This is a genomic window from Caballeronia sp. LZ032, from assembly GCF_031451315.1.
Taxonomy (GTDB): domain Bacteria; phylum Pseudomonadota; class Gammaproteobacteria; order Burkholderiales; family Burkholderiaceae; genus Caballeronia.
The window spans coordinates 818,424-840,764 of sequence record NZ_JARUXP010000004.1; the positions used below are offsets into that span (position 1 = coordinate 818,424).

21 protein-coding genes and 2 pseudogenes are annotated in these 22,341 nt (G+C 66.9%); 14 read left to right on the forward strand and 9 right to left on the reverse strand.

All coding sequences use genetic code 11. The annotated features are described in order from the left end of the window. Positions 1–27: 27 nt before the first annotated feature. From QCE69_RS31525 to QCE69_RS31555, 7 genes are all read left to right on the forward strand, one after another. Entirely contained in the window at positions 28–438 is a 411-nt protein-coding gene (locus QCE69_RS31525; protein ID WP_309926395.1) for a MarR family transcriptional regulator, read from the forward strand. A 27-nt stretch (positions 439–465) separates the two neighbouring features. Beyond that, positions 466–2,247, forward strand: coding sequence for a chloride channel protein (locus QCE69_RS31530; RefSeq protein ID WP_309934847.1), 1,782 nt, complete (start codon positions 466–468; stop codon positions 2,245–2,247). A 128-nt stretch (positions 2,248–2,375) separates the two neighbouring features. Then, positions 2,376–3,287, forward strand: a complete 912-nt coding sequence (locus QCE69_RS31535) for an aldo/keto reductase (RefSeq protein WP_309926399.1) — start codon at positions 2,376–2,378, stop codon at positions 3,285–3,287. A 10-nt stretch (positions 3,288–3,297) separates the two neighbouring features. After that, positions 3,298–3,717, forward strand: coding sequence for a DUF1810 domain-containing protein (locus tag QCE69_RS31540; RefSeq protein ID WP_309926401.1), 420 nt, complete (start codon positions 3,298–3,300; stop codon positions 3,715–3,717). Positions 3,718–3,785: 68 nt separating this feature from the next. Next, positions 3,786–4,001, forward strand: a complete 216-nt coding sequence (locus tag QCE69_RS31545; protein WP_309926402.1) for a DUF2945 domain-containing protein — start codon at positions 3,786–3,788, stop codon at positions 3,999–4,001. A gap of 167 nt (positions 4,002–4,168) precedes the next feature. Beyond that, positions 4,169–4,606 carry a PRC-barrel domain-containing protein gene (locus tag QCE69_RS31550; RefSeq protein ID WP_309820298.1) on the forward strand — a complete coding sequence of 146 codons (438 nt, stop codon included), beginning with the start codon at positions 4,169–4,171 and terminating at the stop codon, positions 4,604–4,606. Between the two features lie 67 nt (positions 4,607–4,673). Continuing rightward, the gene (locus QCE69_RS31555) at positions 4,674–5,666 is read left to right on the forward strand and encodes an MDR family oxidoreductase (RefSeq protein WP_309934849.1); all 993 of its coding nucleotides are present in this window, start codon (positions 4,674–4,676) and stop codon (positions 5,664–5,666) included. Between the two features lie 18 nt (positions 5,667–5,684). Here QCE69_RS31555 and QCE69_RS31560 read toward each other — a convergent pair whose 3' ends face one another. Further along, the gene (locus QCE69_RS31560; RefSeq protein WP_309934851.1) at positions 5,685–7,367 is read right to left on the reverse strand and encodes a methyl-accepting chemotaxis protein; all 1,683 of its coding nucleotides are present in this window, start codon (positions 7,365–7,367) and stop codon (positions 5,685–5,687) included. Positions 7,368–7,598: 231 nt separating this feature from the next. Here QCE69_RS31560 and QCE69_RS31565 point away from each other — a divergent pair, with 231 nt between their 5' ends. After that, on the forward strand, positions 7,599–8,852 hold the full coding sequence (locus tag QCE69_RS31565) for an aminotransferase class V-fold PLP-dependent enzyme (RefSeq protein WP_309934852.1): 1,254 nt from the start codon (positions 7,599–7,601) through the stop codon (positions 8,850–8,852). An 11-nt stretch (positions 8,853–8,863) separates the two neighbouring features. Here the strand turns inward: QCE69_RS31565 and QCE69_RS31570 are convergent, their stop codons facing one another. After that, positions 8,864–9,751 (reverse strand): NAD-dependent protein deacetylase, encoded by an 888-nt coding sequence (locus QCE69_RS31570; protein WP_409017958.1) that lies wholly within the window; start codon positions 9,749–9,751, stop codon positions 8,864–8,866. Positions 9,752–9,876: 125 nt separating this feature from the next. Between QCE69_RS31570 and QCE69_RS31575 the strand changes: the two genes are divergently transcribed. After that, positions 9,877–10,887: a zinc-binding alcohol dehydrogenase family protein gene (locus tag QCE69_RS31575; RefSeq protein ID WP_309926409.1), complete on the forward strand. Its 1,011-nt coding sequence runs from the start codon at positions 9,877–9,879 to the stop codon at positions 10,885–10,887. Positions 10,888–10,891: 4 nt separating this feature from the next. Here the strand turns inward: QCE69_RS31575 and QCE69_RS31580 are convergent, their stop codons facing one another. Continuing rightward, positions 10,892–11,293: a GFA family protein gene (locus QCE69_RS31580; RefSeq protein WP_309926411.1), complete on the reverse strand. Its 402-nt coding sequence runs from the start codon at positions 11,291–11,293 to the stop codon at positions 10,892–10,894. Between the two features lie 330 nt (positions 11,294–11,623). Here QCE69_RS31580 and QCE69_RS31585 point away from each other — a divergent pair, with 330 nt between their 5' ends. Continuing rightward, entirely contained in the window at positions 11,624–13,411 is a 1,788-nt protein-coding gene (locus QCE69_RS31585; protein ID WP_309934854.1) for a PQQ-binding-like beta-propeller repeat protein, read from the forward strand. Positions 13,412–13,461: 50 nt separating this feature from the next. On the opposite strand, the gene QCE69_RS31590 is transcribed toward QCE69_RS31585, so the two are convergent. Both QCE69_RS31590 and QCE69_RS31595 read right to left on the reverse strand, forming a co-directional pair. Then, positions 13,462–14,004 carry a hypothetical protein gene (locus QCE69_RS31590; protein WP_309926415.1) on the reverse strand — a complete coding sequence of 181 codons (543 nt, stop codon included), beginning with the start codon at positions 14,002–14,004 and terminating at the stop codon, positions 13,462–13,464. A 216-nt stretch (positions 14,005–14,220) separates the two neighbouring features. Then, positions 14,221–14,877 carry an OmpW/AlkL family protein gene (locus QCE69_RS31595; protein ID WP_404987643.1) on the reverse strand — a complete coding sequence of 219 codons (657 nt, stop codon included), beginning with the start codon at positions 14,875–14,877 and terminating at the stop codon, positions 14,221–14,223. A gap of 200 nt (positions 14,878–15,077) precedes the next feature. On the opposite strand from QCE69_RS31595, the gene QCE69_RS31600 reads away from it, so the two are divergent. Continuing rightward, positions 15,078–15,359 (forward strand): hypothetical protein, encoded by a 282-nt coding sequence (locus QCE69_RS31600; protein ID WP_309926417.1) that lies wholly within the window; start codon positions 15,078–15,080, stop codon positions 15,357–15,359. 20 nt (positions 15,360–15,379) lie between these two features. On the opposite strand, the gene QCE69_RS31605 is transcribed toward QCE69_RS31600, so the two are convergent. After that, positions 15,380–15,856: a hypothetical protein gene (locus tag QCE69_RS31605; RefSeq protein ID WP_309934857.1), complete on the reverse strand. Its 477-nt coding sequence runs from the start codon at positions 15,854–15,856 to the stop codon at positions 15,380–15,382. A gap of 129 nt (positions 15,857–15,985) precedes the next feature. Then, on the reverse strand, positions 15,986–16,954 hold the full coding sequence (locus QCE69_RS31610) for a DJ-1/PfpI family protein (protein ID WP_309934858.1): 969 nt from the start codon (positions 16,952–16,954) through the stop codon (positions 15,986–15,988). 244 nt (positions 16,955–17,198) lie between these two features. Between QCE69_RS31610 and QCE69_RS31615 the strand changes: the two genes are divergently transcribed. Continuing rightward, entirely contained in the window at positions 17,199–17,888 is a 690-nt protein-coding gene (locus tag QCE69_RS31615) for an HD domain-containing protein (protein ID WP_309934860.1), read from the forward strand. A 9-nt stretch (positions 17,889–17,897) separates the two neighbouring features. Here the strand turns inward: QCE69_RS31615 and QCE69_RS31620 are convergent, their stop codons facing one another. Together QCE69_RS31620 and QCE69_RS31625 are read right to left on the reverse strand one after the other, a co-directional pair. Then, a complete protein-coding gene (locus tag QCE69_RS31620; RefSeq protein ID WP_309934862.1) occupies positions 17,898–18,608 on the reverse strand; it encodes an extensin family protein in 711 nt (236 codons plus the stop codon). Positions 18,609–18,615: 7 nt separating this feature from the next. Further along, entirely contained in the window at positions 18,616–19,671 is a 1,056-nt protein-coding gene (locus QCE69_RS31625; RefSeq protein ID WP_309934863.1) for an NAD(P)/FAD-dependent oxidoreductase, read from the reverse strand. Positions 19,672–19,933: 262 nt separating this feature from the next. Between QCE69_RS31625 and QCE69_RS31630 the strand changes: the two are divergent. Continuing rightward, positions 19,934–21,467, forward strand: a pseudogene (locus QCE69_RS31630) (filamentous hemagglutinin N-terminal domain-containing protein); the annotation flags it as partial. Next, a pseudogene (locus tag QCE69_RS31635) lies at positions 21,468–22,341 on the forward strand (hypothetical protein); the annotation flags it as partial.

The following is a 22,341-nucleotide window of genomic DNA, read 5'->3' on the forward strand; positions in this document are numbered from 1 at the left end:
CCAATTCCGTTTTCGCAGACCGTCTCCATGACTCGACCCCGCACGCTCGCCAAACCGGACTTCGAACAGTTGTCCGAATTCCGCTATCAGATGCGGCGCTTCGAACGCTTCTCCGAACACGCCGCGCAGGACGAAGGCATCACGCCGTTGCAGTACCTGCTGCTGCTGCACATCAAGGGCTATCCGGGCCGCGCCTGGGCGACGGTCGGCGAACTGGCCGAACGGCTGCAGTCGCACCATCACGGCGTGGTCGCGCTGGTCACGCGCTGCGAGGCAGCCGGGCTCGTGCGGCGCGCGCCGAGCGCGACGGACCGGCGCCAGGTGCAGGTGCATCTCGAAGCGCGCGGTGAAGAGGTGCTGACGCGCCTCGCCGCGCTGCACCGCGCGGAGCTCAAGTCGCTGCAGGGCGCGTTCCGCGTGCCGCAAATCGATCTTTGATTCATCAGGACATCGGGAGCTCATCTCATGGACCAGCATAAACGCGACTTTTCCGTCAACGACCGCCTGCTGACGATCTGCGGACTGGCCGCTGTCATCGGCGGGATCAGCACGCTCGCGGCCGTCGTGCTGCTCGGGCTGATTTATCTGTTCACCAACCTGTTTTTCTTCGGCACGTTCTCGGTCGCGGAGCACTCGCCGGCGCTCAATACGCTCGGCCCCTGGGTGATCGCGATTCCGGTGATCGGCGGGCTGATCGTCGGGTTGATGGCACGTTTCGGCTCGGAGACGATTCGCGGCCACGGCATTCCCGAAGCCATCGAGGCGATCCTGTTCGGCAAGAGCCGCATGTCGCCGAAAGTCGCGATCCTCAAGCCGCTCTCGTCGGGCATCGTGATCGGCAGCGGCGGGCCGTTCGGCGCCGAAGGCCCGATCATCATGACCGGCGGGGCGCTCGGGTCGCTGATCGCGCAGTGCATCGACGTGACCGCCGCCGAACGCAAGACGCTGCTCGTGGCAGGCGCGGCCGCCGGCATGACCGCCGTGTTCGGCACGCCGGTCGCGGCCGTGCTGCTGGCCGTCGAACTGCTGCTGTTCGAATGGCGCCCGCGCAGCTTCCTGCCGGTGGCGCTCGCATGCGCGGTCGCGGGGTTCGCGCGCGCCGCGGTGTTCGGCACCGGCGCGCTGTTTCCGCTGGAGACCGCGCCGCCGCACATGCTGTCGCTGCTTTCCTGCCTCGTCGCGGGTCTGCTCTCGGGCGCGCTGGCCTCGGGCTTGTCGGCGTCGCTGTACAAGCTCGAAGACCTGTTCCACAAGCTGCCCATCCACTGGATGTGGTGGCCCGCGCTGGGCGCGGTGTTCGTCGGCATCGGCGGCTATCTCGAGCCGCGCGCGCTCGGCGTCGGCTATGACGTGATCGGCGACCTGCTGCATCAGCACATCGCCATCCAGGTGGCGCTGTCGATCCTCGCGGTGAAGGCGATCATCTGGGTCATCGCGCTTGCGTCGGGCACCTCGGGCGGCGTGCTCGCGCCGTTGCTGATGCTCGGCGCCGGCCTCGGCACCGCGCTCGGCGCGATCCTGCCCGGACACGACGCGGCGCTCTGGCCGCTGGTGTGCATGGCCGCGACGCTCGGCGCCACGCTGGGCGCGCCGCTGACCGCCATCGTGTTCGCCTTCGGCCTCACGCACGATGCCAACGCGCTGCTGCCGCTGCTCGCGGCGACACTCGTCGCGCACGGTTTCGCCACCGTCGTCATGAAGCGCTCGATCATGACCGAGAAGATTGCCCGGCGCGGCTATCACATCTATCGCGAATACGGCGTGGACCCGCTGGAGCGGCATCACGTCGAGGAAGTAATGACGCGCGATGCCCAGACCATCGACGCCGGCACGCCGCTCGCCGACGTCCTCGCCAGACACTTCGGCCCGCAGCAGATGCACCGCGCGTATCCGGTGCTGCGCGACGGCGCGCTCGCCGGCATGCTCGACCGGGCGTTGCTGGGCACGCTGATCGGCGCTTCGTCGGTGCGGGAAGCGGGCGTCAGTGTCGGCGATGCGCTGCGCGGCGCCGGCTATGCCACGCCGGTCTTCGCGCTGCCGGGCGAACCGTGCCGTCTCGCGGCCACGCGTCTTGCCGTACACGAACTGGAGCGCCTGCCGGTGGTCGCGGACGCGGCTTCGCTGCGGCTGGTCGGCATCGTCGCGCGCAGCGATCTCGTGAAGCCGGCGCGCGCGCACTTCGACGAGGAGCATCGGCGGGAGCGGTTCAGGGGCTTCCGCCGCGCGCCCGCGTTGCGCAAACACTGAGGCGGCGCGGAACTTTCTGGCGGGATCGCGCTTCCGAAAGCAGTCGTCCACGCTTTCGCAGGAGCCAAAAAGATGGCCGCTTTCCCGCTTGCTTTCCCTTGCGACATCCTGGCGCGCGTGCAACCGTCATGACCACGCGCCGCGCCTTTCTTCACTGGACGGCCGCCGCCGCGCTCGTGACGCAGGCCGGACGAGCCACCCGAGCCGCCGACACGCCACCCATGCTCAAGCGCCCGATTCCGTCGACGGGCGAGCCGCTGCCGATCGTCGGCTGCGGCACCTGGCGCACCTTCGACGCGGGCACGGACGCCGCCCGCCGCCGCGAACTCGCCGACGTGCTGCGCGCGCTGTTCGCGGCAGGCGGTTCGGTGATCGATTCCTCGCCGATGTACGGCTCCTCCGAAGAAGTCGCGGGCGCATTGCTGGCCGACGCGCGCACGCGCGAGCGCGCGTTCATCGCGACCAAGGTCTGGACCGAAGGCCGCGCGGCGGGCATCGCGCAGATGGAGCAGTCGCTGCGCTACTGGCAGACGGATCGCATCGATCTGATGCAGATCCACAATCTGCTCGACTGGCGCACCCAGCTCGCGACGCTGCGCGAATGGAAGGCCGCCGGCAAGGTGCGCTACGTGGGCGTCACGCATTACACCTCCAGCGCGTTTCCGCAAGTGGAAGCGGTGCTGCGCTCGGAGCGCGTGGATTTCGTGCAGATCAACTACGCCGCCAACGATCGCGACGCCGAAGCGCGCCTGCTGCCGCTCGCGGCGGAACGCGGGGTCGCGGTGATCGTGAACCAGCCGTTCGGCGGCGGCTCGCTGCTCGCCAGTCTGCGCGGCCGGCCGCTACCGGACTTTGCGCGCGAACTCGGCTGCGGCTCGTGGGCACAGCTTCTGCTGAAATTTGTGCTGGGCAACCCCGCCGTGACCTGCGTCATTCCCGGCACGGGCAAGCGCGACTACATGATCGACAACGCGCGCGCGGGCAGCGGCGGCTTTCCGGACACGGCGATGAGACAGCGCATTGCCGCGGCCGTCGCATGAGGAGCCGATCATGAGCGATCCGTATGACCTGCAGCGCTTCGTCGATGCTCAATCGGGCGTCATCGAAGACGTCCGCGCCGAGCTTGCCGCTGGCCGCAAGCGCACGCACTGGATGTGGTTTGTCTTTCCGCAGATCGAAGGGCTCGGCCACAGCGCGATGGCGCAGCGCTACGCCATCGCGTCGCGTGACGAAGCCCGGGCGTATCTCGCGCATCCGGTGCTGGGCGCGCGTCTCGTCGAGCTCACGCGGCTCGTGAACGGCGTGCAGGGACGCGGCGTGGACGCCATCTTCGGCTATCCGGACGACCTGAAATTCCATTCGTCGATGACGCTGTTCGCCCGCACCGCCGACGATCCCGCCGTCTTCGACGAAGCGCTGCGCCGCTACTTCGAAGGCCGCGCCGACGAAGCGACGCTCGCGCGCCTCTAGCCTCCCCGGGCGACGGGCACAGCCGTTGCGCGAGAGCGGGCATTCTCATCCGAACGGAGCCTCATCTCATGAGCCATGCCTTCAAGATCAAGGACCACGTCAGCTGGAACACCCCGCAGGGCGAAACGACGGGACACGTCGTGCGCGTCATCACCGAGCGGACCCATGTCGACGGCCACACCGTCAACGCCTCGTCCGACGATCCGCATTTCGAGGTCGAAAGCGACAAGAGCGGCAAGCGCGCCGTTCACAAGGGCGAAGCGCTCAAGCGCATCGCGCGCTGAATCCCCCTTTCCGACCACCGCACGCTCGCACTAATGCAGTGCGCGCGGCGGGGCGGACACCGTTTCTGCAGAAGTCACGAGAAACGTTCAAACTTCCATCGCGCTGCAAGCTTGAATCGCGCATTTCCCATTGAACCGGTTGGCCCAACCCTTTGAGGAACAGAAGAATGAAAGCGAAACTCGTGGCACTGCTCGTTGCATCGTCGGCACTTGGCCTGACTTCCACGGCATCGTTTGCCCAGGTCGCCGGCGCCCAGCCGCTCGGCGTATCGGTCGAGGTCTCGACTGCCATCATCAACGGCTGGAGCGTCAAGAAGTCCATCCTCAACAAGCCCGTCGTCAACGACCAGGGACAGCGCGTCGGCGTGATCCACGACATCATCGTCGCGCCGGACAAGTCGGTGTCGTTCGTCATCATCGCGGCGAACCAGTTCCTCGGCGTGTCGCATCACGACGTCGCCATTCCGGTCGATCAACTCGACGTCAAGGACGGCAAGCTCGTGCTCGCGGGCGCGACCAAGGACGCCATCAAGGCGCTGCCTGAGTTCCAGTACAACAAGGTCAAGGCCACGCCCCAGCCGCGCGCCGAATACGAGCATCACTGATCCAGCCTTTGCGTCATGAACGGGGCGGCCTCGCGCCGCCCTTTTTCCAGCCACAGGAGCCCCGCCGATGTTCAACGCCCTCATGCTCCAGAAGCAGGACGACCGCACGCTTGCCGCCATCGAATCCATCGACGAACCCCGGCTTGCCACATCGAGCGACGGCGACGTGCTGGTGCGGATCGACTACTCCACGCTCAATTACAAGGATGCGCTCGCGATCACCGGCCGCGGCCCGGTCGTGCGCGCCTGGCCGATGGTGCCGGGCATCGACTTCGCGGGCATCGTGGAGACGAGTTCGCATCCGGACTATCAGCCCGGCGACCCGGTTGTCATGAACGGCTGGGGCGCGGGTGAAACCCACTGGGGCGGACTCGCGCAAAAGGCCCGCGTGCCGGGCGCGCATCTGATCGCGCTGCCCACCGGCATCACGACGCGCCAGGCGATGGCCGTCGGCACCGCGGGTTACACGGCCATGCTGTGCGTGCAGGCGCTGGAGCGGCACGGCGTGAGCGCCGCCGACGGCGAGGTGCTGGTGACGGGTGCGAACGGCGGCGTCGGCAGCTTCGCGGTCGCGATTTTGGCGCGGCGCGGCTATCGCGTGATTGCCTCGACGGGACGGCCTGAAGAAGCCGCGCGGCTGCGCGAACTGGGCGCGGCGGATATCGTCGAACGCGCCACGCTGTCCGCGCCGGGCAAGCCCTTGCAGAAGGAACGCTGGGCGGCGGCGGTGGATTGCGTCGGCAGCCATACGCTCGCCAATGTCTGCGCGAGCCTGCGCTACGGCGGCGCGGTGGCGGCGTGCGGCCTCGCGCAAGGCATGGATCTGCCGGCCACGGTCGCGCCGTTCATCCTGCGCGGCGTGGCGCTGCTGGGCGTGGACAGTGTCTATGTGCCGCGCGAGCGGCGAGTCGCCGCGTGGCGGGCCATCGAGGAAGACGTGCCGGTGGCGACCATGGAAAGCGTCGCGGCCACGATCCCACTCGCCGATACGCCCGACTGCGCCGCCCGGTTGCTGCGCGGTGAAGTGGCCGGGCGCGTGATCGTCGATGTCAACGCCTGAGAGACGTCAGAAGGTGCGTCAGAAGGTGCTCCAGCCGTCGGCGCTGACTGTTGCCGGGCGCGTGATCGCCGCCGGCGCGACATGCCGGGCGGGCTTGACGGCCGGCGCTTGCACCGCCTGAGTCAGGCGAGACGGCGCGCCGCCTTCCACCACGAAAAACGCCACGGCTTCGTTGAGCCGGCGGCCCTGCTCTTCGAGCGAAGTCGCGGCGGCGGCGGCTTCCTCCACCAGCGCGGCGTTCTGCTGCGTGACTTCATCCATCTGGGTGATGGCCTGATTGACCTGTTCGATACCGCGCCCCTGTTCCGCCGACGCCGCCGCGATCTCCTGCATGATGTCCGTCACCCGCGCGACCGCCTGCGTGACTTCGGCCATCGTCGTGCCGGCTTCGCCCGCGAGTTCGGAGCCGTTGCGCACCTTGTCGACGGACGCGGCAATCAGGTCCTTGATCTCCTTCGCAGCGCTCGACGAGCGCTGCGCAAGGCTGCGCACTTCGCTCGCCACAACTGCAAAGCCGCGGCCCTGTTCGCCCGCGCGCGCCGCTTCGACCGCCGCGTTGAGCGCGAGAATATTGGTCTGGAACGCAATCCCTTCGATGATCCCGGTGATCTCCGCGATCTTGTCCGAGCTGTCGCTGATGCCGTTCATCGTCGCGACGACGCGGCCCACCACGTCGCTGCCCTTCCTGGCGATCTGCGATGCGTTCGACGCGAGCGAGCTGGCTTGCTGGGCGTTGTCGGCATTCTGGCGGACCGTCGACGTGAGCTGTTCCATGCTGGCCGCGGTTTCCTGCAGCGACGCGGCCTGTTCCTCGGTGCGCTGGCTCAAGTCGGTATTGCCGGTCGCGAGTTCCTTCGCCGCGCCGCCCACGGCGCCGCTGCTTTCGCGCACCCGGCTGACGGTCTCGGTCAGACGCGCATTCATCTCGGCGAGCGCGCGCAGCAGGTCGCCGGTTTCGTCCTTCGCGTCGGCGACGATGCGGCTCGTCAGATCGCCGCGCGCCACCGTCTGCGCAATGTCGACCGCCGCGCCGATCGGCCGCGTGATCGAACGGATGATGGCGATGCCCGCGATCACCGCGAACAGCGACGCCGCCACGCACAGCGCGATCAGCACATTGCGCTGGAACACGTAGCTGGCGTCGTAGTCGCGCACGATCTCTTCGCGGCGCGCGATGGTGTAGCTCGCGTAGTCGTCGGTGGCCTTGACGAGCTGGGCGAGCAGCGGACGGCACTGGTCGTCCATCTTGACGATCGCGTCCTCGTGTTTGCCCGCCAGCGCCAGGCCGACGATATCCGTCGCAACCGGCCCGTACAGCGTCTCCACACGCGCCATCTCGGCGACCAGGCTGCGGGCCTTCTCGCTCGTGTCGGTGGCGCTCGCGATCATGTCGCGCAACTGCTTGAGCCGCGCCTGCACGTCTTCGTGCGCGCGCGTGACGGCTTCCTTCTCGATCTCCACGTCGGCGGGCTTCGTGACCAGCACCAGATTGCGGGCAGCGATGGCGCGGCGGTCGACGGCGGTGCGAATCTGTGCGGCGACATCGGCGCGGGCGTTGATGCCGTTCACGTAGTGCGAGAAGCCGTCGGTCGCCACCGACAACGCCCGCAGCGACATGCCGGCCACCAGCACGACCAGCACGGCCAGGATGCCGAATCCAGCGATCAGTTTGGTTTTGATCGTGATGTTCTTGAGGTTCATGGTTTGGGTTCTCTCAGGGTCCGGTTGTGGGACTGTCGGCGCCATAGGGTTCGATTGAACGTTTGCCCTCATGCGGGGCGCGGCGCTCCAGGTACTGATTACGGCCTGTGGCCATCGCTCTTAAGATCAGACAAGTAAATAAGTCTGAGATTTGTCCAACCGTGGCGGCCGGTGTATATCGGCGATACTGAGCGGCCGTGCTGTCCCGTCGATCCCTCCTGATAACAATCCATGTCCGATTTACTCGACTTCCGTACGTCCGAATTCGAAGCGGCGCTTGCCGCGCTTCCGCCGACGCCCGTTTCCGGCATTGCCACCGACGAGTCCTGGTGGAACGCGGTGCGCGGCCTGTACCAGCAATCGGATGAGCTGATCAACCTGGAGAACGGCTTCTGGGGCGCCATGGCCGAGCCGGTCAGGCAGATGTTCGAGTACTGGACCGATCGCGTGAACCGCGAGACGACGCTGCTGATCCGGCGGCACTACACGCCGCTGCTCGACGGCCTGCGTACGCGGGTCGCGGCCGCGATGGGCTGCGCGCCCGAGGAGATCGAGCTGACGCGCAACGCCACCGAGGCGCTGCTGGCGCTCATCAGCGGCTATAACCGCCTCGCGCCCGGCGACACGGTGCTGTACAGCGACCTCGATTACCCCTGCGGCAAGGACGCGATGGAATGGCTGCGCGAACGGCGCGGCGTGACGCCGGTGCGTCTCGTGATCCCCGAGCCCGCCACCCGCGAAGCGGTTCTGGACGCGTATGCGGAAGCGCTGCGCGCGCATCCGCGCACGCGCCTCGTGCTGCTGTCGCATGTGTGCTTCGCAACGGGATTGGTCATGCCGGTGGCGGAACTGTCGACGATGGCTGAACGGGCAGGCGCGGATGTCATCGTCGATGCCGCGCATTCGTGGGGCCAGCTGGACTTCGACGTGCCCGCGCTCGATGCGCCCTTCGCCGCGCTGAACCTGCACAAGTGGATCGGCGCGCCGCTCGGCTGCGGGGCCATTTATGTGCGGCGCGGGCATGTCGCTTCGATCGATCCGTATCTCGGCAATCGCAGCTGGCCCGCCGACGACATCCGCGCGCGCGTCCACACCGGCTCGCCCAACTTCGCCGCGTGGTTCACGGTGCCGGCGGCGCTGGAGTTGCACCAGCGCATCGGCGCGCACGCGAAGGAAGCGCGCGTGCGCGCGCTGCGCGATGCGTGGGCCGAGCCGGCGCGCGAGATCGACGGCGTGCAGATCCTGACCCCGCCCGATCCCGCGATGACCGCGGGCATCACCGCGTTCCGGCTGCGCGGCCACGCCGGCAAGACGGGCTGCGATTCGCTCGTGGCCGCGCTGAGCGAGCGCTTCGGCGTGTTCACGGTGACGCGTCCGGGGCCCGAAGCGGGCGAAGTCGTGCGGGTGACGCCGGCCGTGCTTTCGCGCATGGAGGATGCACAGCGCCTGCTCGACGGCATCAGGACGCTCGCACGCGGGGCTTGAGGCCCGCGCGTTCAGTCCGCGACGGGCCGTGCGTCCAGCCGTTCGATCAGCGCTTCCAGCGCCTCCGAGCACGGCGCTTCCACTTTCAGCGCGAGCAGCGCGTCGGCGCGCGTCTTGCCGAGATTGATCGCCGCGATCGGCTTGCCGCTCTTCGCCGCCCATTCGCAGAAGCGGTAGCCGGAATAGACCATCAGCGACGAGCCGACGACCAGCATCGCATCGGCGCCCTCGAGCGAGCGTGCCGCGTCCTCGACGAGCGGACGCGGCACGCTTTCGCCAAAGAACACCACATCCGGCTTCAGCAAGCCGCCGCAGCGGGTGCAGCCGGGCACCTCGAAGGCGGCGAAGTCGAGATCCTCGATCTGCGCATCGCCATCGGGCACGGCGGGCGCCGTGTGGCCCACGAAGTCCGGGTTCAGCGTCTCGAGCCGGCGCTGCACGGCGGAGCGCGTGTGCGGCTCGCCGCAGGCCAGGCAGCGCACCCGCCCGATGTTGCCGTGCAGTTCGATCACGTCCGGATTGCCGGCCCGCGTATGCAGGCCATCGACGTTCTGCGTCACCAGCCGATGCACGCGCGAACGCGCGGCCAACGCCCGCACCGCGTGATGCGCGGCATTGGGGCGGGCCTGCTCGACCATCGGCCAGCCGATCAGACTGCGCGCCCAGTAGCGGCGGCGCGCATGGTCGGAATCGAGAAAGTCCTTGAGCAGGATGGGCGAGCGGCCGGTGCGCTGGCCTTCGCGGTCGCGGTAACAGGGAATGCCGGACTCGGTGCTGATGCCCGCGCCCGACAGCACGAACAGCCGCGGATGCCGTTCGACGAATTCATGAAGCTGCTGCACGTGTCGTCCTTCGACGCGCGTGGGGGACGCGTCCGTATCGATCGATAGAGTCAAAATATACGGGCAAACCGGCCGCGCTGCTGGCCTTACCAATTTTACGATTGGTAAATTGGCTTGACCAAATGAGCGGCCCTCGCTAGATTGTCGGCACCCCACTCCAACGACACATCGAGACAATCGGCATGCTGACCGTCATCTGCGAAACGCCCGGAACCCTCAAGGCCGAACAGCGCGACAAGCCGCAACGCGGCGCCAATGAAGTCCTGCTGCGCGTGAAGCGCGTCGGCGTGTGCGGCACCGACCTGCATATCTTCACCGGCAATCAGCCGTATCTCTCCTATCCGCGCGTGATGGGCCACGAACTGTCTGGCGTGATCGAGGAAGCGGATCCGGCGAGCGGCCTCGCCGCCGGCGACACCGTCTACGTGATGCCCTATCTCTCCTGCGGCACGTGCATCGCCTGCCGTCAGGGCAAGACCAATTGCTGCGTCAACATCCAGGTGCTCGGCGTGCATCGCGACGGCGCCTTCACCGAATATCTGAACCTGCCCGCGCAGTTCGTCCACAAGGCCGAAGGCGTCACGCTCGATCAGGCCGCGATGGTCGAATTCCTCGCGATCGGCGCGCATGCCGTGCGCCGCGCCGATGTCCAGCCGGGCCAGCGCGTGCTGGTGGTGGGCACGGGACCGATCGGCATGGCCGCGCTCACCTTCGCGCGGCTGCGCGGCGCCCATGTCACCGCGCTCGATACGCGCGCGGACCGCCTCGCGTTCTGTCAGCGCGAGCTGAAAGTGGATGCCACCGTGCAGATCGGCGCGAACGACAAGGACGAGTTGTCGACGCTCACGAACGGCGAATTCTTCGATGTCGTGTTCGACGCCACCGGCAACCCGCGCGCGATGGAACGCGGCTTCGAATTCATCGCGCATGGCGGCAAATACGTGCTGGTGTCGATCGTGCCGGACCGGCTCTCGTTCGCCGATCCCGAGTTTCACAAGCGCGAGGCGACGCTGCTGTCGAGCCGCAACGCGACGCCGGAAGACTTCGAAACCGTGCTCGCCGCGATGCGCCGCGGCGACGTGCCCACCGACGCGCTCAACACGCACCGCCTCGCGCTCCACGACGTGCCCGAGCGCTTCTCTTCGCTGCTCGATCCGCAGGCGGGCGTGGTGAAGGCGATCGTCGAGTGCTGAGGCTTCATGCCGGCGCGCCGCGTTCAAAGCGCGGCCGTCCATGCGCGTCGTGCCACGGCTCGGCGCTCTTGCACCAGATCTCGTAGCGCGGCGGAAACAGGCCGGTTTCATCGAAGAGACCGGTCGGCACTTCCACCTCATCCACGCCCTCGAACGCGAGATAGACCGGCGACCCGCATGACGGGCAATGATGCCGCCGGCCCGTCGCGGAACTCGACCACGCACGCGTGTCGCCCGACACCTGCACTGCGTGGCGCGCGAAGATCGCGTAGACGCCGAACGGCGCGCCGTGAATGCGCCGGCACGTCATGCAATGGCACAGGTTCACTTCCTTCGGCTGGCCGGTGACGCGGATCCGCACCGCGCCGCATGCGCATTGTCCTTCGTGGACCGGTTGAGGATTCATGGCCTGTCTCCGTCTGGATTCGCCGCCTGCATTTCGCCCTATGAACCGAGCAATCGACGTCGCGTGACGCTGGCGCTTTGGGCGTTGAAAGTGTCTTTCGACGCGCCTGCACGTTCGATACCATGAGTTCAGCGGCGCTTGCAAACCTCACGCGGACCTTCCCACGAGGCGGCGCTCGACGGCAAGCGGCAGACCGTCATCGCGCTGGCCCGGCGCGCGAGATTCACGATCAGAACGATCACCCGGGACCGTCCACGTGAGGTTCGTATGCGCGCGCAGCAGCCGAATGACGAGTCCTGTTCGCCCCGTCACGATTCTTCCCCGGCGCGCATGCGCCGCGCCCGCTGGCTCAGGCGGTCGCTGCAAGTGATCGTCGCGGTGACCATCGCGGCATGCGGTGGAGGCGGAGGCGGTTCAGGCGACTCATCGACAGCGTCCGGCGGCTCGCCTTCGAGCGGCGGGTCTGCGTCAGGAAGCGGCAGCGCTGGCAGCTCCGGGAGCGGCACGTCATCGGGCACCTCATCAGGCACCGGGACCGGCGCCGGCAGCGGCATGGCTTCAGGCGGCAACACCGGAACCGGCACCGGCAGCGGCACCACCACCGCGCGCTCATCCCCGACCGATGTCCTCATGCATCACAACGACCTCTCCCGCAGCGGCCAGATGCTCGCGGAAACGAAGCTCACGCTCGCGAACGTCAACGCTTCGAGCTTCGGCAAGCTGCGCATGCTCACCACCGACGGCCGCGTCGATGCGCAGCCGCTGCATGTGACGGGCCTGTCGATCGGCGGCGCAGTGCGCAACGTGGTCTACGTGGCAACGGAGCACGGCAGCCTGTACGCGTTCGACGCCGACACCGGCGCACCGCTCTGGCAAGTCTCCCTGCTGGGCGCAGGCGAAACGCCGACGACGACTGCCTGCCAGGACCTGTCGCCGGAGATCGGCATCACGTCGACACCGGTGATCGACCGCTCGCGCGGAACGAACGGCGTGCTCTATGCCGTCGCGATGAGTTCCGACGCCAATGGCCGCGCGCATCATCGCCTGCATGCGATCGACCTCGCAACCGGCGCCGAACTGTCCGGCGGCCCGCGCGAGATCGCGGCGACCTATCCCGGCACCGGCAGCAACAGCGTGAACGGCGTGATCACCTTCGATCCCGCGCTGCACACCGAACGGGTCGCGCTCACACTCGTCAACGGCAACGTCTACATGGGCTGGACCGCGCACTGCATGTCCGGCCCGTACACCGGCTGGGTCATGGCCTACAGCGCCGATACGCTCGTGCAGACCGGCGTCATCAACATCACCGCAAACGGCGCACAGGGCTCCATCTGGATGGCGGGCTCGGGCATGGCTTCCGACGGCAGCTACGTGTACCTCATCGCCGGCAACGGCTCGTTCACGCCGACGCTCAACGCGCAAGGCTTTCCCGTCGACGGCAATCTGGCCAACACGTTCATGAAGATGTCGCTGGCGCCGGACCTGAAGATCGTCGATTACTTCGCGACGATGAACAACGTGCAGCAGGCAGGCAACGACGAGGACTTCGGTTCCGGCGGACCGCTGCTGCTGCCCGACCAGACGATGAGCGACGGCACCGTGAAGCACCTCGCGGTCGGCGCGGGCAAGGACAACAAGATCTACGTCGTCGACCGCGATGCGATGGGCAAGTACAACCCCAATGCGAACGGCAACTGGCAGACGCTCGTCGGCACGCTGGCAGGGGGCATATGGGGATCGTCGGCGTACTACAACGGCGTGGTCTACTACGGCGGCCTCAACGACAGCCTGAAGGCGCTGCCCATCAGCAACGCGATGCTCGCGACCACCGCCGCCTCGCGCAGCGCAACGGCCTTTCCCTACCCCGGCACGACGCCCGCGATCTCGGCGAACGGCGCGGCGAACGGCATCGTGTGGGCCCTCGAGAACGGCGCGGTGGGTGCGCTGCATGCCTATGACGCGGCCAATCTCGGGCGCGAACTGTACAACAGCAATCAGGCGGGCACGCGCGATCAATGGGGCGCGGGCAACAAGTTCATCACGCCGATGGTCGCGAACGGCAAGGTCTTCGTCGGCACGACGACGGGTGTCGCCGTGTTCGGGCTGCTGCAGTAATTGCAGCGCATGCGAGCGTCCGATGCAACGGACGCGCGCGAATCCCGGCTTCAGCGCACGAAATAGCCGCGGTTCTGCATGCAGTCGCTGTAGGCGCGCCAGTAACGCACCATCGGCGGCTCGGGCGGAGGAAGGGGCGGCATCTTCATGTCGCCGCTGAGGATGGCGTCGGATGCACCGGACGCGGCCGCGATGCCCGATGCCGGCAGCGCCGCCGATGCCCCCTGCGGCGCCGAAGCTGCGTGCGCGCCTGAAGCGCCCGCCACGGTGACGGCGGACGCCCCCGAAGCCGCCACCGCCGACGACGCTGCGGAAGCCGCCAGCGCACCCGATGCAACCGGCGGCAACGGCGGCTCGACCGCACGCGGCGGCGAGAGCGGACGCGGTTCGCGAGGCGCATCGCGCGGCGGCGTCTGCGCTTCGCGCGCCATGTTCACTTTGGTGTTCTGGTTGGCGTAGGCGTAGCAGGCGGCGGTATCGACCGATTGCTGCCACGAACTCTGACTGCGGCCGGGCAAGGCCAGCGGCTGTTGCGCGGCAGCGGCGCCTGACGCTGCGAGCAAGGCGATTCCCGCGTAAGTGGAAAGTCTCATTTGGCTTGCTGTTCCCCGATGCGGTGTTATTAGTCGTTGCAGACGGCTTGCCGCCGGCCGGTCCAGGCGTGCACGCACGCACCGGCATCCGGACGGCGCGCGTCTGCGCCGGGCCTGCTGTCAAGGATACCGCGCGAGCAAAACCGTCCACGCCAGAAGCACCGGCTTCTTCCGCCATTTTTCAGACAAGGCGCGAGGTGCCGGAAAACGCCAGGCTCAGAACTTCATGCCGATGCCCACGCCGAGCACCCACGGATCGATCTTCAGCGACCCAAGGTCCGCGCCATCCGCCGACGCGCTCGTGCGCATCCAGATCTTCTTCAGGTCCGCATTGACGAAGAGATTCTTGGCGACCTGCACGTCGACGCCCACCTGCAAAGCCGGACCGAAGCTGCTGTGATTGATCGATACGGGCGTCGCGCCGGCCTTCAGCTTGTCGTTGTAGAAGAGCGTGTAGTTCACGCCCGCGCCCACATACGGACGCACGCGCCCCGCGTGATTGAAGTGATATTGCAGAAGCAAGGTGGGCGGCAGCACGCCGACGCCGCCCAGCCCGCCCACGTTCGACGTCACCTGATGCCGCGACGTCGCCAGGATCAGTTCCACGCCGATCTGGTCGCGAATCATGTAGGTGAAGTCGAGTTCGGGAACGATCGCGTTGTTCACGCCTGCGTCGAGCGTGCCCAGCGCGCCGCCCGCCTTCACGTCCGGCTGAATGCTGATCGCGCGCAGCCGCACGAGCAGGTCGCCCGCATGAAGTCCGCCGCTTGGCACGCTTGCCGGCGTGTCATCGCCCGCGCATGCCGGCATCGAAAACAGCGTGACGCATGACAGTGCAATCACGCCTGCAACCACCCCTGGTGCCTTTCTCATTTTCGCTTTCCCGCGTTGAAAATGAGGATTTTCCCGAGGGTTGGAGCCTGCGCCCTTGATCACCATCAAGCCGGCAGCACGTCCCGAGGCTTGCGCGCGCAATGCTTGCGCATCGACAAGCAATCAGTGCGGGCAGTGTTGCGCGAGCGGGTCCGCGTCTTGCTGAAATCGAGGAAAGTGCAGAACAAAGGGAGGCGCAGATGAAACCCACACTCAACGCACTCGGACGCATGGCGGGGATTCTGCTGGGCGGCACCTTGGCGATGGTCGCGAACGCACAGCAACCGAACAAGCTTCAGTACGACAGCACGCCCGCTTACCAGGAGCACAACACGACGCCGCCCGCCGCTGCAGCCGCAAACGCCAGCGACGCATTGAAGACGCGGCCTGGCAAGGAATCGGCGGGCAAGGCGGAAGCGGCGAAACGGCCCAACGGACTCGGCTTCGATGCCGGCTCCAGCACCATGGGCAAGAAGCAATAGGACTGTGGCGTACTGCCGCGTCAGGACTCGTTAGGCCAGGGCCAGGTGGCATAGCGCGACGGCTCCGGCGTTGCGGCCTCATGCGCCGGCGCCGCGCTGCGTGCCTCATCCGGCAGCTTCTCGCCGAACCATGACACCTCCTTGCGACGCTCCTGCACATAGGCATTCCAGCCTTCCTTGCGGCCGGCGAAGAGATCGTGCTTCACCGTGTTTGCAAGCATCGGCCGGTTGAGCGTCTCATCCAGCAATGCCTTCGGCCAGACGAAGAAGGCGCCGGACGCGCGGCGGATGAATTCGCGCGGCGCCATGTCGGGATCGATGAAGCCGAGCAGCGTGAAGCCCGCCAGCGCGTCATTGCTTTTCAGCGCGTCGCCGATGCTTGCATATTCGTCGGCGCATTGGCTCACGCAGAACACTGCCTCCAGTACGTCGCCCAGATGCAGCAGCAACGCGCGGCGTTCGTAGGGTTCCTGCGTGGCGGTTTCGTGTTTCGTCATTCGCTGTTCCGATATGTCGAGAGTGGATGGCGCTGCATGCGATGCACGTCCTGTGCCCGCCTTTTTACATGCGCCGCGATCATCTGAATTCTAGCGAACCCTTCGTGACGCGTCGGCGCGCCGCGCGGATCATTTCGCGAAGCGCGCCCGAAAGCTCGCCCGATAATCGTTCGGCGACACACCCAGCCGCCGCGCAAACACGAGCCGCATGCGATCCGCCGTGCCGAAGCCGCATTCATACGCGACCGTCTTGAGCGGCGTGTCGCTGCTTTCGAGCGCGTTGCGCGCGGCATCGACACGCGCACGCTCGACGAACTCATGCGGCGTCATCTGCGCGAGCTGCACGAAGGCGCGCGCAAAGTTGCGCTCGCTCATGCCGGCCACGCCCGCAAGCTGCGCCACCGAAAGCCGCGCGCCGATGTGCTCCATCACATACGCCTGCACCTTTGCGACGGGTGATGTGTCGTCGGCGGGTGCGCTGAGATACGGGCTGAATTGCGACTGCCCGCCGCGCCGCTGCGCGAACACCACGAGGCGTTTGGCCACCGCGAGCGCCACCTGCGGACCGTGATCTTCGGCGACCAGCGCGAGCGCCACGTCGATGCCCGCCGTCACGCCCGCCGACGTGACGAGACGGCCATCGCGCATGTAGATGCGGTCCAGCTCCACCCGCGCACGCGGAAACGCATCCGCGAGCCGGCGTGCGTCCTGCCAGTGCGTGGTGACGTCGCGTTCGTCGAGCAGGCCCGCATGGCCCAGCGCGAACGCGCCGGTGCAGATGGAGCCATAGCGTTCGCAGCGCGCGGCGACATCGGTCAGCCAGTGGGTCAGCGCGGGAATCGGCGGCTGCGTCGGCAATGCGGGTCCGCCCGCGACGAGCGCCGTGCCATAGCGCTGGCCAGGGGCGTCGAAGGCGACATCGGCCAGCAGACGCGTACCGTTCGAGGCCCGCACGACGCCCTCCTCCGGACCGACCAGCGTGATCGCGTAGCCCTCGGTGGCGGGCACGAAGCCGTTCGCTTCGGCGAAGACATCGAGCGGACCGGCTACATCGAGCGCCTGCACGCCCGGGAAGATGGCTATCGCAACGGTATGCATCGGGTAAGAGTCCGTGAGACGCGTGTGGCTGAGGCGTGTGGCAGAAGACGGCGTGCGCTTGGCAGGCTTCGGCGCATCGTTTCGATTGAGACGGACGCGCGTTTTGCCGAGACTGATCACTGTCGCAACGCACTGATCCAGCCCGGCGGCGACTGCTGCGATTCTAGCAATCCAAGGCTTCATGTTCCTCACGTTTCGCCTGTTTCGAATACGCCGCCGCATCAACTTTCACGGAGTCTCCGTCATGAACGAAATCATCGCAGGCATCAAGATCCCCGATAGCCGCCTCGCACGCGAAGCCACGCAACTCGTGCGCGACACCGAGCCCGACCTGCTCTATCACCACTCGCGCCGCGTGTTCCTGTTCGGCGCATTGACCGGCGAACGCAAGCAGCTCAAGTACGACGCGGAGTTGCTCTACATCGGCGCGATGTTCCACGACATGGGCCTCACGCCGGCCTACAGCAGCCCGCATGACCGCTTCGAAGTCGATGGCGCGAACGCGGCGCGCACGTTCCTGCATCAGCATGGCATTGGCGAGAGCGATATCGAGCAGGTGTGGGACGCGATCGCGCTGCACACCACGCCGGGCATTCCGCAACACAAGAAGCCGGTGGTGGCGCTGGTCACGGCGGGCGTCGAAATGGACGTGCTCGGACTCGCCTACGACCAGTTCACCGACGATCAGCGGCGTCTCGTGGTGGCGGCCCATCCGCGCGAAGCGAACTTCAAGGAAGGCATCATCGATGCCTTCACGCAAGGCACGATCAACAAGCCGGAATCGACCTTCGGCAACGTCAAGGCCGACGTGCTCGCGCTCAAGGACCCGAACTACCGGCGCCTGAATTTCTGCAGCATCATTCTCGGCTCCGCCTGGAACGACCAGCCGCACGATCACGCGAGCTGCCGCAACCCGGCACACGCGCACGGTTGAGCGGGAGGCTCATCGACAGACGTTGTACGGCCCCATGTCCACGTGGAAGTGGGTCTTGTGCAGCGCGTTGTAATCAGGGCCGAGCGTTGTGTTGAAGGAACGGCACGCGCCCGCGTGGACCCGGCGCAGAAACAGTGCGTCGGGTGACGCGGGATCGTCCCAGCGGGCGAGCGTGATGCGGCGGCCGTCGTCGAGCACGAAGCCGGTCAGGTCGATGGCGTTCGCGCTCGCATGCTGGCTCAGCGCCGTGTCCTGCTGATGATTGACGTTGCGGCACGCATAGCTGCCTACATGCTCGATACGCGTCACGCCTTCGCCGAAGGTTTCGCGCGCGGCGGGTTGCAGGAACTGATGCTCGAAATACGCGAGGCCGAGCGCGAGCGGACACGTGGCGAGAAACGGCGCACTGAAGCGCACGTCTTCTGTCTGCGTGACACGCACCACGTCTTTCAGCGGACAGCCGCCCTGGCCCGTTGCGTTCGCCATGTGGCGATAGGCCAGCCCCGAGCGCGCGAGCGCCGCGTCGCAACGCTGCGGGTCGTGCATCGCGCGCCACAGTTTGAACTGCGTGAACGTGTCGGGCGGCGCGCGCACGTCGAGCGGCGCGAACGGATCGTAGCGTTCAGGCAGCGCGATGCGCCGCGAATACACGCCATAGCCGAACGCCAGCGCGCCGGCGAGCACCGCCAGCAGCAGCCAGCCGATGATCCGGCCTGCCATGCGTCGCTCAGGAATGATCGGCCGCGTGCGCGGCGCTCACGCGTTCCGCGAGTTTCGCGTCGTAGCTCGAATGCACGTGCATGCGCTTCTTGTCGGGATAGGCGTATGAATAAGCCTTGCGCAACGCAAGCGAGGCCTCGTGGAAGCCCGACAAAATGAGCTTCTGCTTGTTCGGATAGTTGGCGATATCGCCCACCGCGAAGATGCCCGGCCGCGACGATTCATAGTTCGACGTATCCACTTCGATGCGGCCGCCGCGCACGTCGAGATTCCAGGTCGCGATAGGACCCAGCTCCGAGACGAGGCCATACAGCGCCACGAGCTTGTCCGCCGCGAGTTCGGTCGCGCCTTCGATCTGCTTCACGCGCACGTGTTCGAGCCGGCCTGCCGGAGCATCGAGCGAGTCGATCATGCCGACCACGAACGTCATCTCGCCCGCTTCGACGGCGCGCTTCATCGCCGCAACCGAATTCGCCGCCGCCGAGAATCCGTTGCGCCGATGCACCAGCGTCAGCGACCGGGCAATGTCCTTCAATGCGAGCGCCCAGTCGAGAGCCGAATCTCCGCCGCCGGCAATCACGACGTTCTTGTCCGCAAAGTCTGCCGCGCGCGACACGCTGTAATGCACGTCCGTGCCTTCGAGCGCCGCCGCTTCGGGCACCTGGAGGCGCTGCGGGACGAAGGCGCCGTTGCCCGCGGCGATCAGGATCGCGGCGCAGTCGAAGCGCATGCCATTTTCGGTCGTCACGGTCCAGCGATGATCGGTCTCGCGCTGAGTGACGGACTGCACGCGCTGGTCGAGATGGACGGGCACGTCGAACGGGCGGATCTGCTCGAGCAGGCGATCCACGAGTTCGCGCGCGGTGCAGGACGGAATGGCGGGGATGTCGTAGATCGGCTTGTCGGGATACAGCTCGATGCATTGCCCGCCGATGCGCCCGAGCGTATCGACGATCTGGCATGTCAGGCCGATCACCCCGGCCTCGAAGGCGGCAAACAGGCCCACAGGGCCGGCGCCAATGATCAATACGTCGGTGGTGATGGTGTCGCTGCTGGGGGTCATGTCGTGGGATTCCTGTAGCGGCTGCGGGTTCTGCGCAGCACGGTTCAGGCCACGATACAGAAAGCATGGGGATGGGGCAATGAAGGCCCTTGTCGCGGAGCGGCGATTGGGCCGGGTGCTGGATCGGCGGGACTCGGGACATGCTCGCTTTTCGGACCTTTCTCCTTACGCGGCGCTGGGCGAGCGCTGACAATCTTTCCTGAGTTGCTTGCCTTCGCGACGCCTCGCGGGACGATCAAGCCGCCTCGTTCCCGAAGAGAGCATGAACAAGCGTCTTTACAAGTCAAGGTTGAAACGCGTCTGGCATCCGCTTGTCGGTGCAGCGAAGCTGTGCATCGGCACGCTTGCCGGGACTGAACCGACGTGGGCGCAGATTGTCGCGGTCCCGGGCTCTGGCGCGCAAGTCGTGCAGACGCAGAACGGCCTCGCACAGGTGAACATCGCCAAGCCCTCGGGCGCGGGGGTGTCGGTCAATCATTACTCGCAATTCGACGTTCCGCGACAAGGCGCGATTCTCAACAACTCGCCCGCCATCACGCAGACGCAGCAGGCCGGATTGATCAACGGCAATGCCAACCTGGCGCCGGGCGGCTCCGCGCGCGTGATCGTCAATCAGGTGATGAGCCCTTCACCCTCCACGATTCGAGGGTACGTTGAAGTCGCCGGGCCGCGCGCCGAGGTCGTTGTTGCCAAACGGTTTGATAGTCGACGGGGGCGGCTTCATCAACACGAGCCGCGCCATTCTGACCACGGGCACGCCGAACTTCGGGCCGAACGGGTCGCTGTCGGGCTTCACGGTGAGCGGCGGCAACCTCGTCGTGCAAGGTGCGGGCTTGAACGCCGCCAACATCGATCAGGTCGACCTGCTCGCGCGCGCAATCCAGGTGAACGCGGCCATTTACGCGAACCGGCTCAACGCGGTCACGGGCGCAAACGGCATCGAGCACGATTCGCTCGCCGCGACGCCGGTCGCGGGCAACGGCACGGCACCCGCCGTCGCGCTCGACGTGAGCGCGCTCGGCGGCATGTATGCGAATCGCATCTTTCTCGCGTCGAACGAGTATGGCGTCGGCGTCTCGACGCGTGGCGTGCTTGCCGCTCAGGCGGGCGAGCTCACACTCACGTCGAACGGGAAACTCGTGCTCGCGGGGCAGACCAACGCAAGCGGCACGCTCAACGTTGCCGCGCGAGACGGCATCGACAATCGCGGCACGACGTACGCGCAGGGCGACCTCGTCGCCACGACAGGAGGAGTGCTGGCGAACAGCGGCCTGCTTGCGGCGCAGCGCCAGACAACGCTTCGCGCGGACAGCATCGCCTCGACGGGCACGCTCGCGGCGGGCGTGAACGGTGATGGGTCGTTGGCGCAATCGGGTGACCTCGACGTGAGCGCATCAGGCGCCGTGACGGCGACCGGCCGCAATGTCGCGGGCGGCAATGCGGCCCTGAGCGGCAGCGCGCTTAATCTCGGCGGCAGCATCACGTCCGCGCACGGCGCGCTCACATTGGCGGCGCGCGGCGCCGATGCGAACCTGTCGGGCGCGACGACTACGGCCGGCGGCGGCCTCGAGGTGAGCGCCGCGAATGCGCTGGTCAACGATCAAGGCGTGCTCAGCGCAGCAGATATCCAGTTGAACGCGGCGTCGCTCTCGAACCGCGATGGCTTGATCGCACAGACGGGCACTGGCACGGCCGCGCTTGCCGTAGCGAACACGCTCGACAACCGCGCCGGCTCGATCGCCAGTAACGGACGTGTGGCTGTCGCGGCCGGTACGCTTGTCAACGCGTCAGGCTCCATGACGGCCCGAGGCGGCCTCGCGGTGACGGCCGACGGCGTGCTCGATAACGCCGGCGGCAAACTGCTGTCGAACGCGGACGTGAATCTCGTGAGCGTTGCGCTCAACAATGAGCGCGGGCAGATCGGCGCAGGCACAAACGAGACGATTCGAACCGGGCGACTGACCAATAGCGGCGGCTCGCTCGTCGCGCCGAATCTCACGGTCACGAGTACCAGCACAATCGACAACACCGGCGGCGGGATCGAGGCGAACGCGCTCAATGTCAACACGACGGAACTTATCAATCGCGCGGGCCGGATCACGCAATACGGCGCAACGTCGACGGGATTCCATGTCAGCGGCACGTTCGACAATTCCAACGACGGGACTTTTCAGACCAACAGCACGGATCTAACGCTCGCGCCGGGCGCGCTCATCAACGACGGCGGCTCCATCATCGATGCTGGCACGGGCACGCTGACGATTGCGCCCGCCAACGGCGCTGGCTATTTCTCGAACGTTGGCGGCCGGATCATCTCGGCCGGCACGCTCACCGCGCAGGCCGCTGGCCTGAACAACGCGAACGGCGTGCTGGCCGCACAAGGCGCGATCTCTGCGCGCTTCGCCGGCGACGTCGACAACACGCGGGGCGCAGTTCGCGCGCTCGGGTCGCTGTCGCTCGCCAGCGGCGGCCGCCTGATGAATACGAACGGGCAGGTTCAAGCGGGCACGTGCACGGGCACGGGCACGGGCGCAGGCGTTGATCTGAGCACGCTCGACCTTCAGGCGGCGAGCATCGACAACACGAGCGGCCTCGTGAGCAATCTTGGCACGGGCGATGTGGCCGTGCGAGGCGGCAACGGCATCGTCAACCGCGGCGGCACGATGACCG

What these genes read in the sequence shown, in the direction of transcription:
- QCE69_RS31525 (WP_309926395.1), top strand. Translation starts at nt 28, where the DNA reads ATGACTCGACCCCGCACGCTCGCCAAACCGGACTTCGAACAGTTGTCC.
- QCE69_RS31530 (WP_309934847.1), top strand. Translation starts at nt 466, where the DNA reads ATGGACCAGCATAAACGCGACTTTTCCGTCAACGACCGCCTGCTGACG.
- QCE69_RS31535 (WP_309926399.1), top strand. Translation starts at nt 2,376, where the DNA reads ATGACCACGCGCCGCGCCTTTCTTCACTGGACGGCCGCCGCCGCGCTC.
- QCE69_RS31540 (WP_309926401.1), top strand. Translation starts at nt 3,298, where the DNA reads ATGAGCGATCCGTATGACCTGCAGCGCTTCGTCGATGCTCAATCGGGC.
- QCE69_RS31545 (WP_309926402.1), top strand. Translation starts at nt 3,786, where the DNA reads ATGAGCCATGCCTTCAAGATCAAGGACCACGTCAGCTGGAACACCCCG.
- QCE69_RS31550 (WP_309820298.1), top strand. Translation starts at nt 4,169, where the DNA reads ATGAAAGCGAAACTCGTGGCACTGCTCGTTGCATCGTCGGCACTTGGC.
- QCE69_RS31555 (WP_309934849.1), top strand. Translation starts at nt 4,674, where the DNA reads ATGTTCAACGCCCTCATGCTCCAGAAGCAGGACGACCGCACGCTTGCC.
- QCE69_RS31560 (WP_309934851.1), bottom strand. Translation starts at nt 7,367, where the DNA reads ATGAACCTCAAGAACATCACGATCAAAACCAAACTGATCGCTGGATTC.
- QCE69_RS31565 (WP_309934852.1), top strand. Translation starts at nt 7,599, where the DNA reads ATGTCCGATTTACTCGACTTCCGTACGTCCGAATTCGAAGCGGCGCTT.
- QCE69_RS31575 (WP_309926409.1), top strand. Translation starts at nt 9,877, where the DNA reads ATGCTGACCGTCATCTGCGAAACGCCCGGAACCCTCAAGGCCGAACAG.
- QCE69_RS31580 (WP_309926411.1), bottom strand. Translation starts at nt 11,293, where the DNA reads ATGAATCCTCAACCGGTCCACGAAGGACAATGCGCATGCGGCGCGGTG.
- QCE69_RS31585 (WP_309934854.1), top strand. Translation starts at nt 11,624, where the DNA reads ATGCGCCGCGCCCGCTGGCTCAGGCGGTCGCTGCAAGTGATCGTCGCG.
- QCE69_RS31590 (WP_309926415.1), bottom strand. Translation starts at nt 14,004, where the DNA reads ATGAGACTTTCCACTTACGCGGGAATCGCCTTGCTCGCAGCGTCAGGC.
- QCE69_RS31595 (WP_404987643.1), bottom strand. Translation starts at nt 14,877, where the DNA reads ATGAGAAAGGCACCAGGGGTGGTTGCAGGCGTGATTGCACTGTCATGC.
- QCE69_RS31600 (WP_309926417.1), top strand. Translation starts at nt 15,078, where the DNA reads ATGAAACCCACACTCAACGCACTCGGACGCATGGCGGGGATTCTGCTG.
- QCE69_RS31605 (WP_309934857.1), bottom strand. Translation starts at nt 15,856, where the DNA reads ATGACGAAACACGAAACCGCCACGCAGGAACCCTACGAACGCCGCGCG.
- QCE69_RS31610 (WP_309934858.1), bottom strand. Translation starts at nt 16,954, where the DNA reads ATGCATACCGTTGCGATAGCCATCTTCCCGGGCGTGCAGGCGCTCGAT.
- QCE69_RS31615 (WP_309934860.1), top strand. Translation starts at nt 17,199, where the DNA reads ATGAACGAAATCATCGCAGGCATCAAGATCCCCGATAGCCGCCTCGCA.
- QCE69_RS31620 (WP_309934862.1), bottom strand. Translation starts at nt 18,608, where the DNA reads ATGGCAGGCCGGATCATCGGCTGGCTGCTGCTGGCGGTGCTCGCCGGC.
- QCE69_RS31625 (WP_309934863.1), bottom strand. Translation starts at nt 19,671, where the DNA reads ATGACCCCCAGCAGCGACACCATCACCACCGACGTATTGATCATTGGC.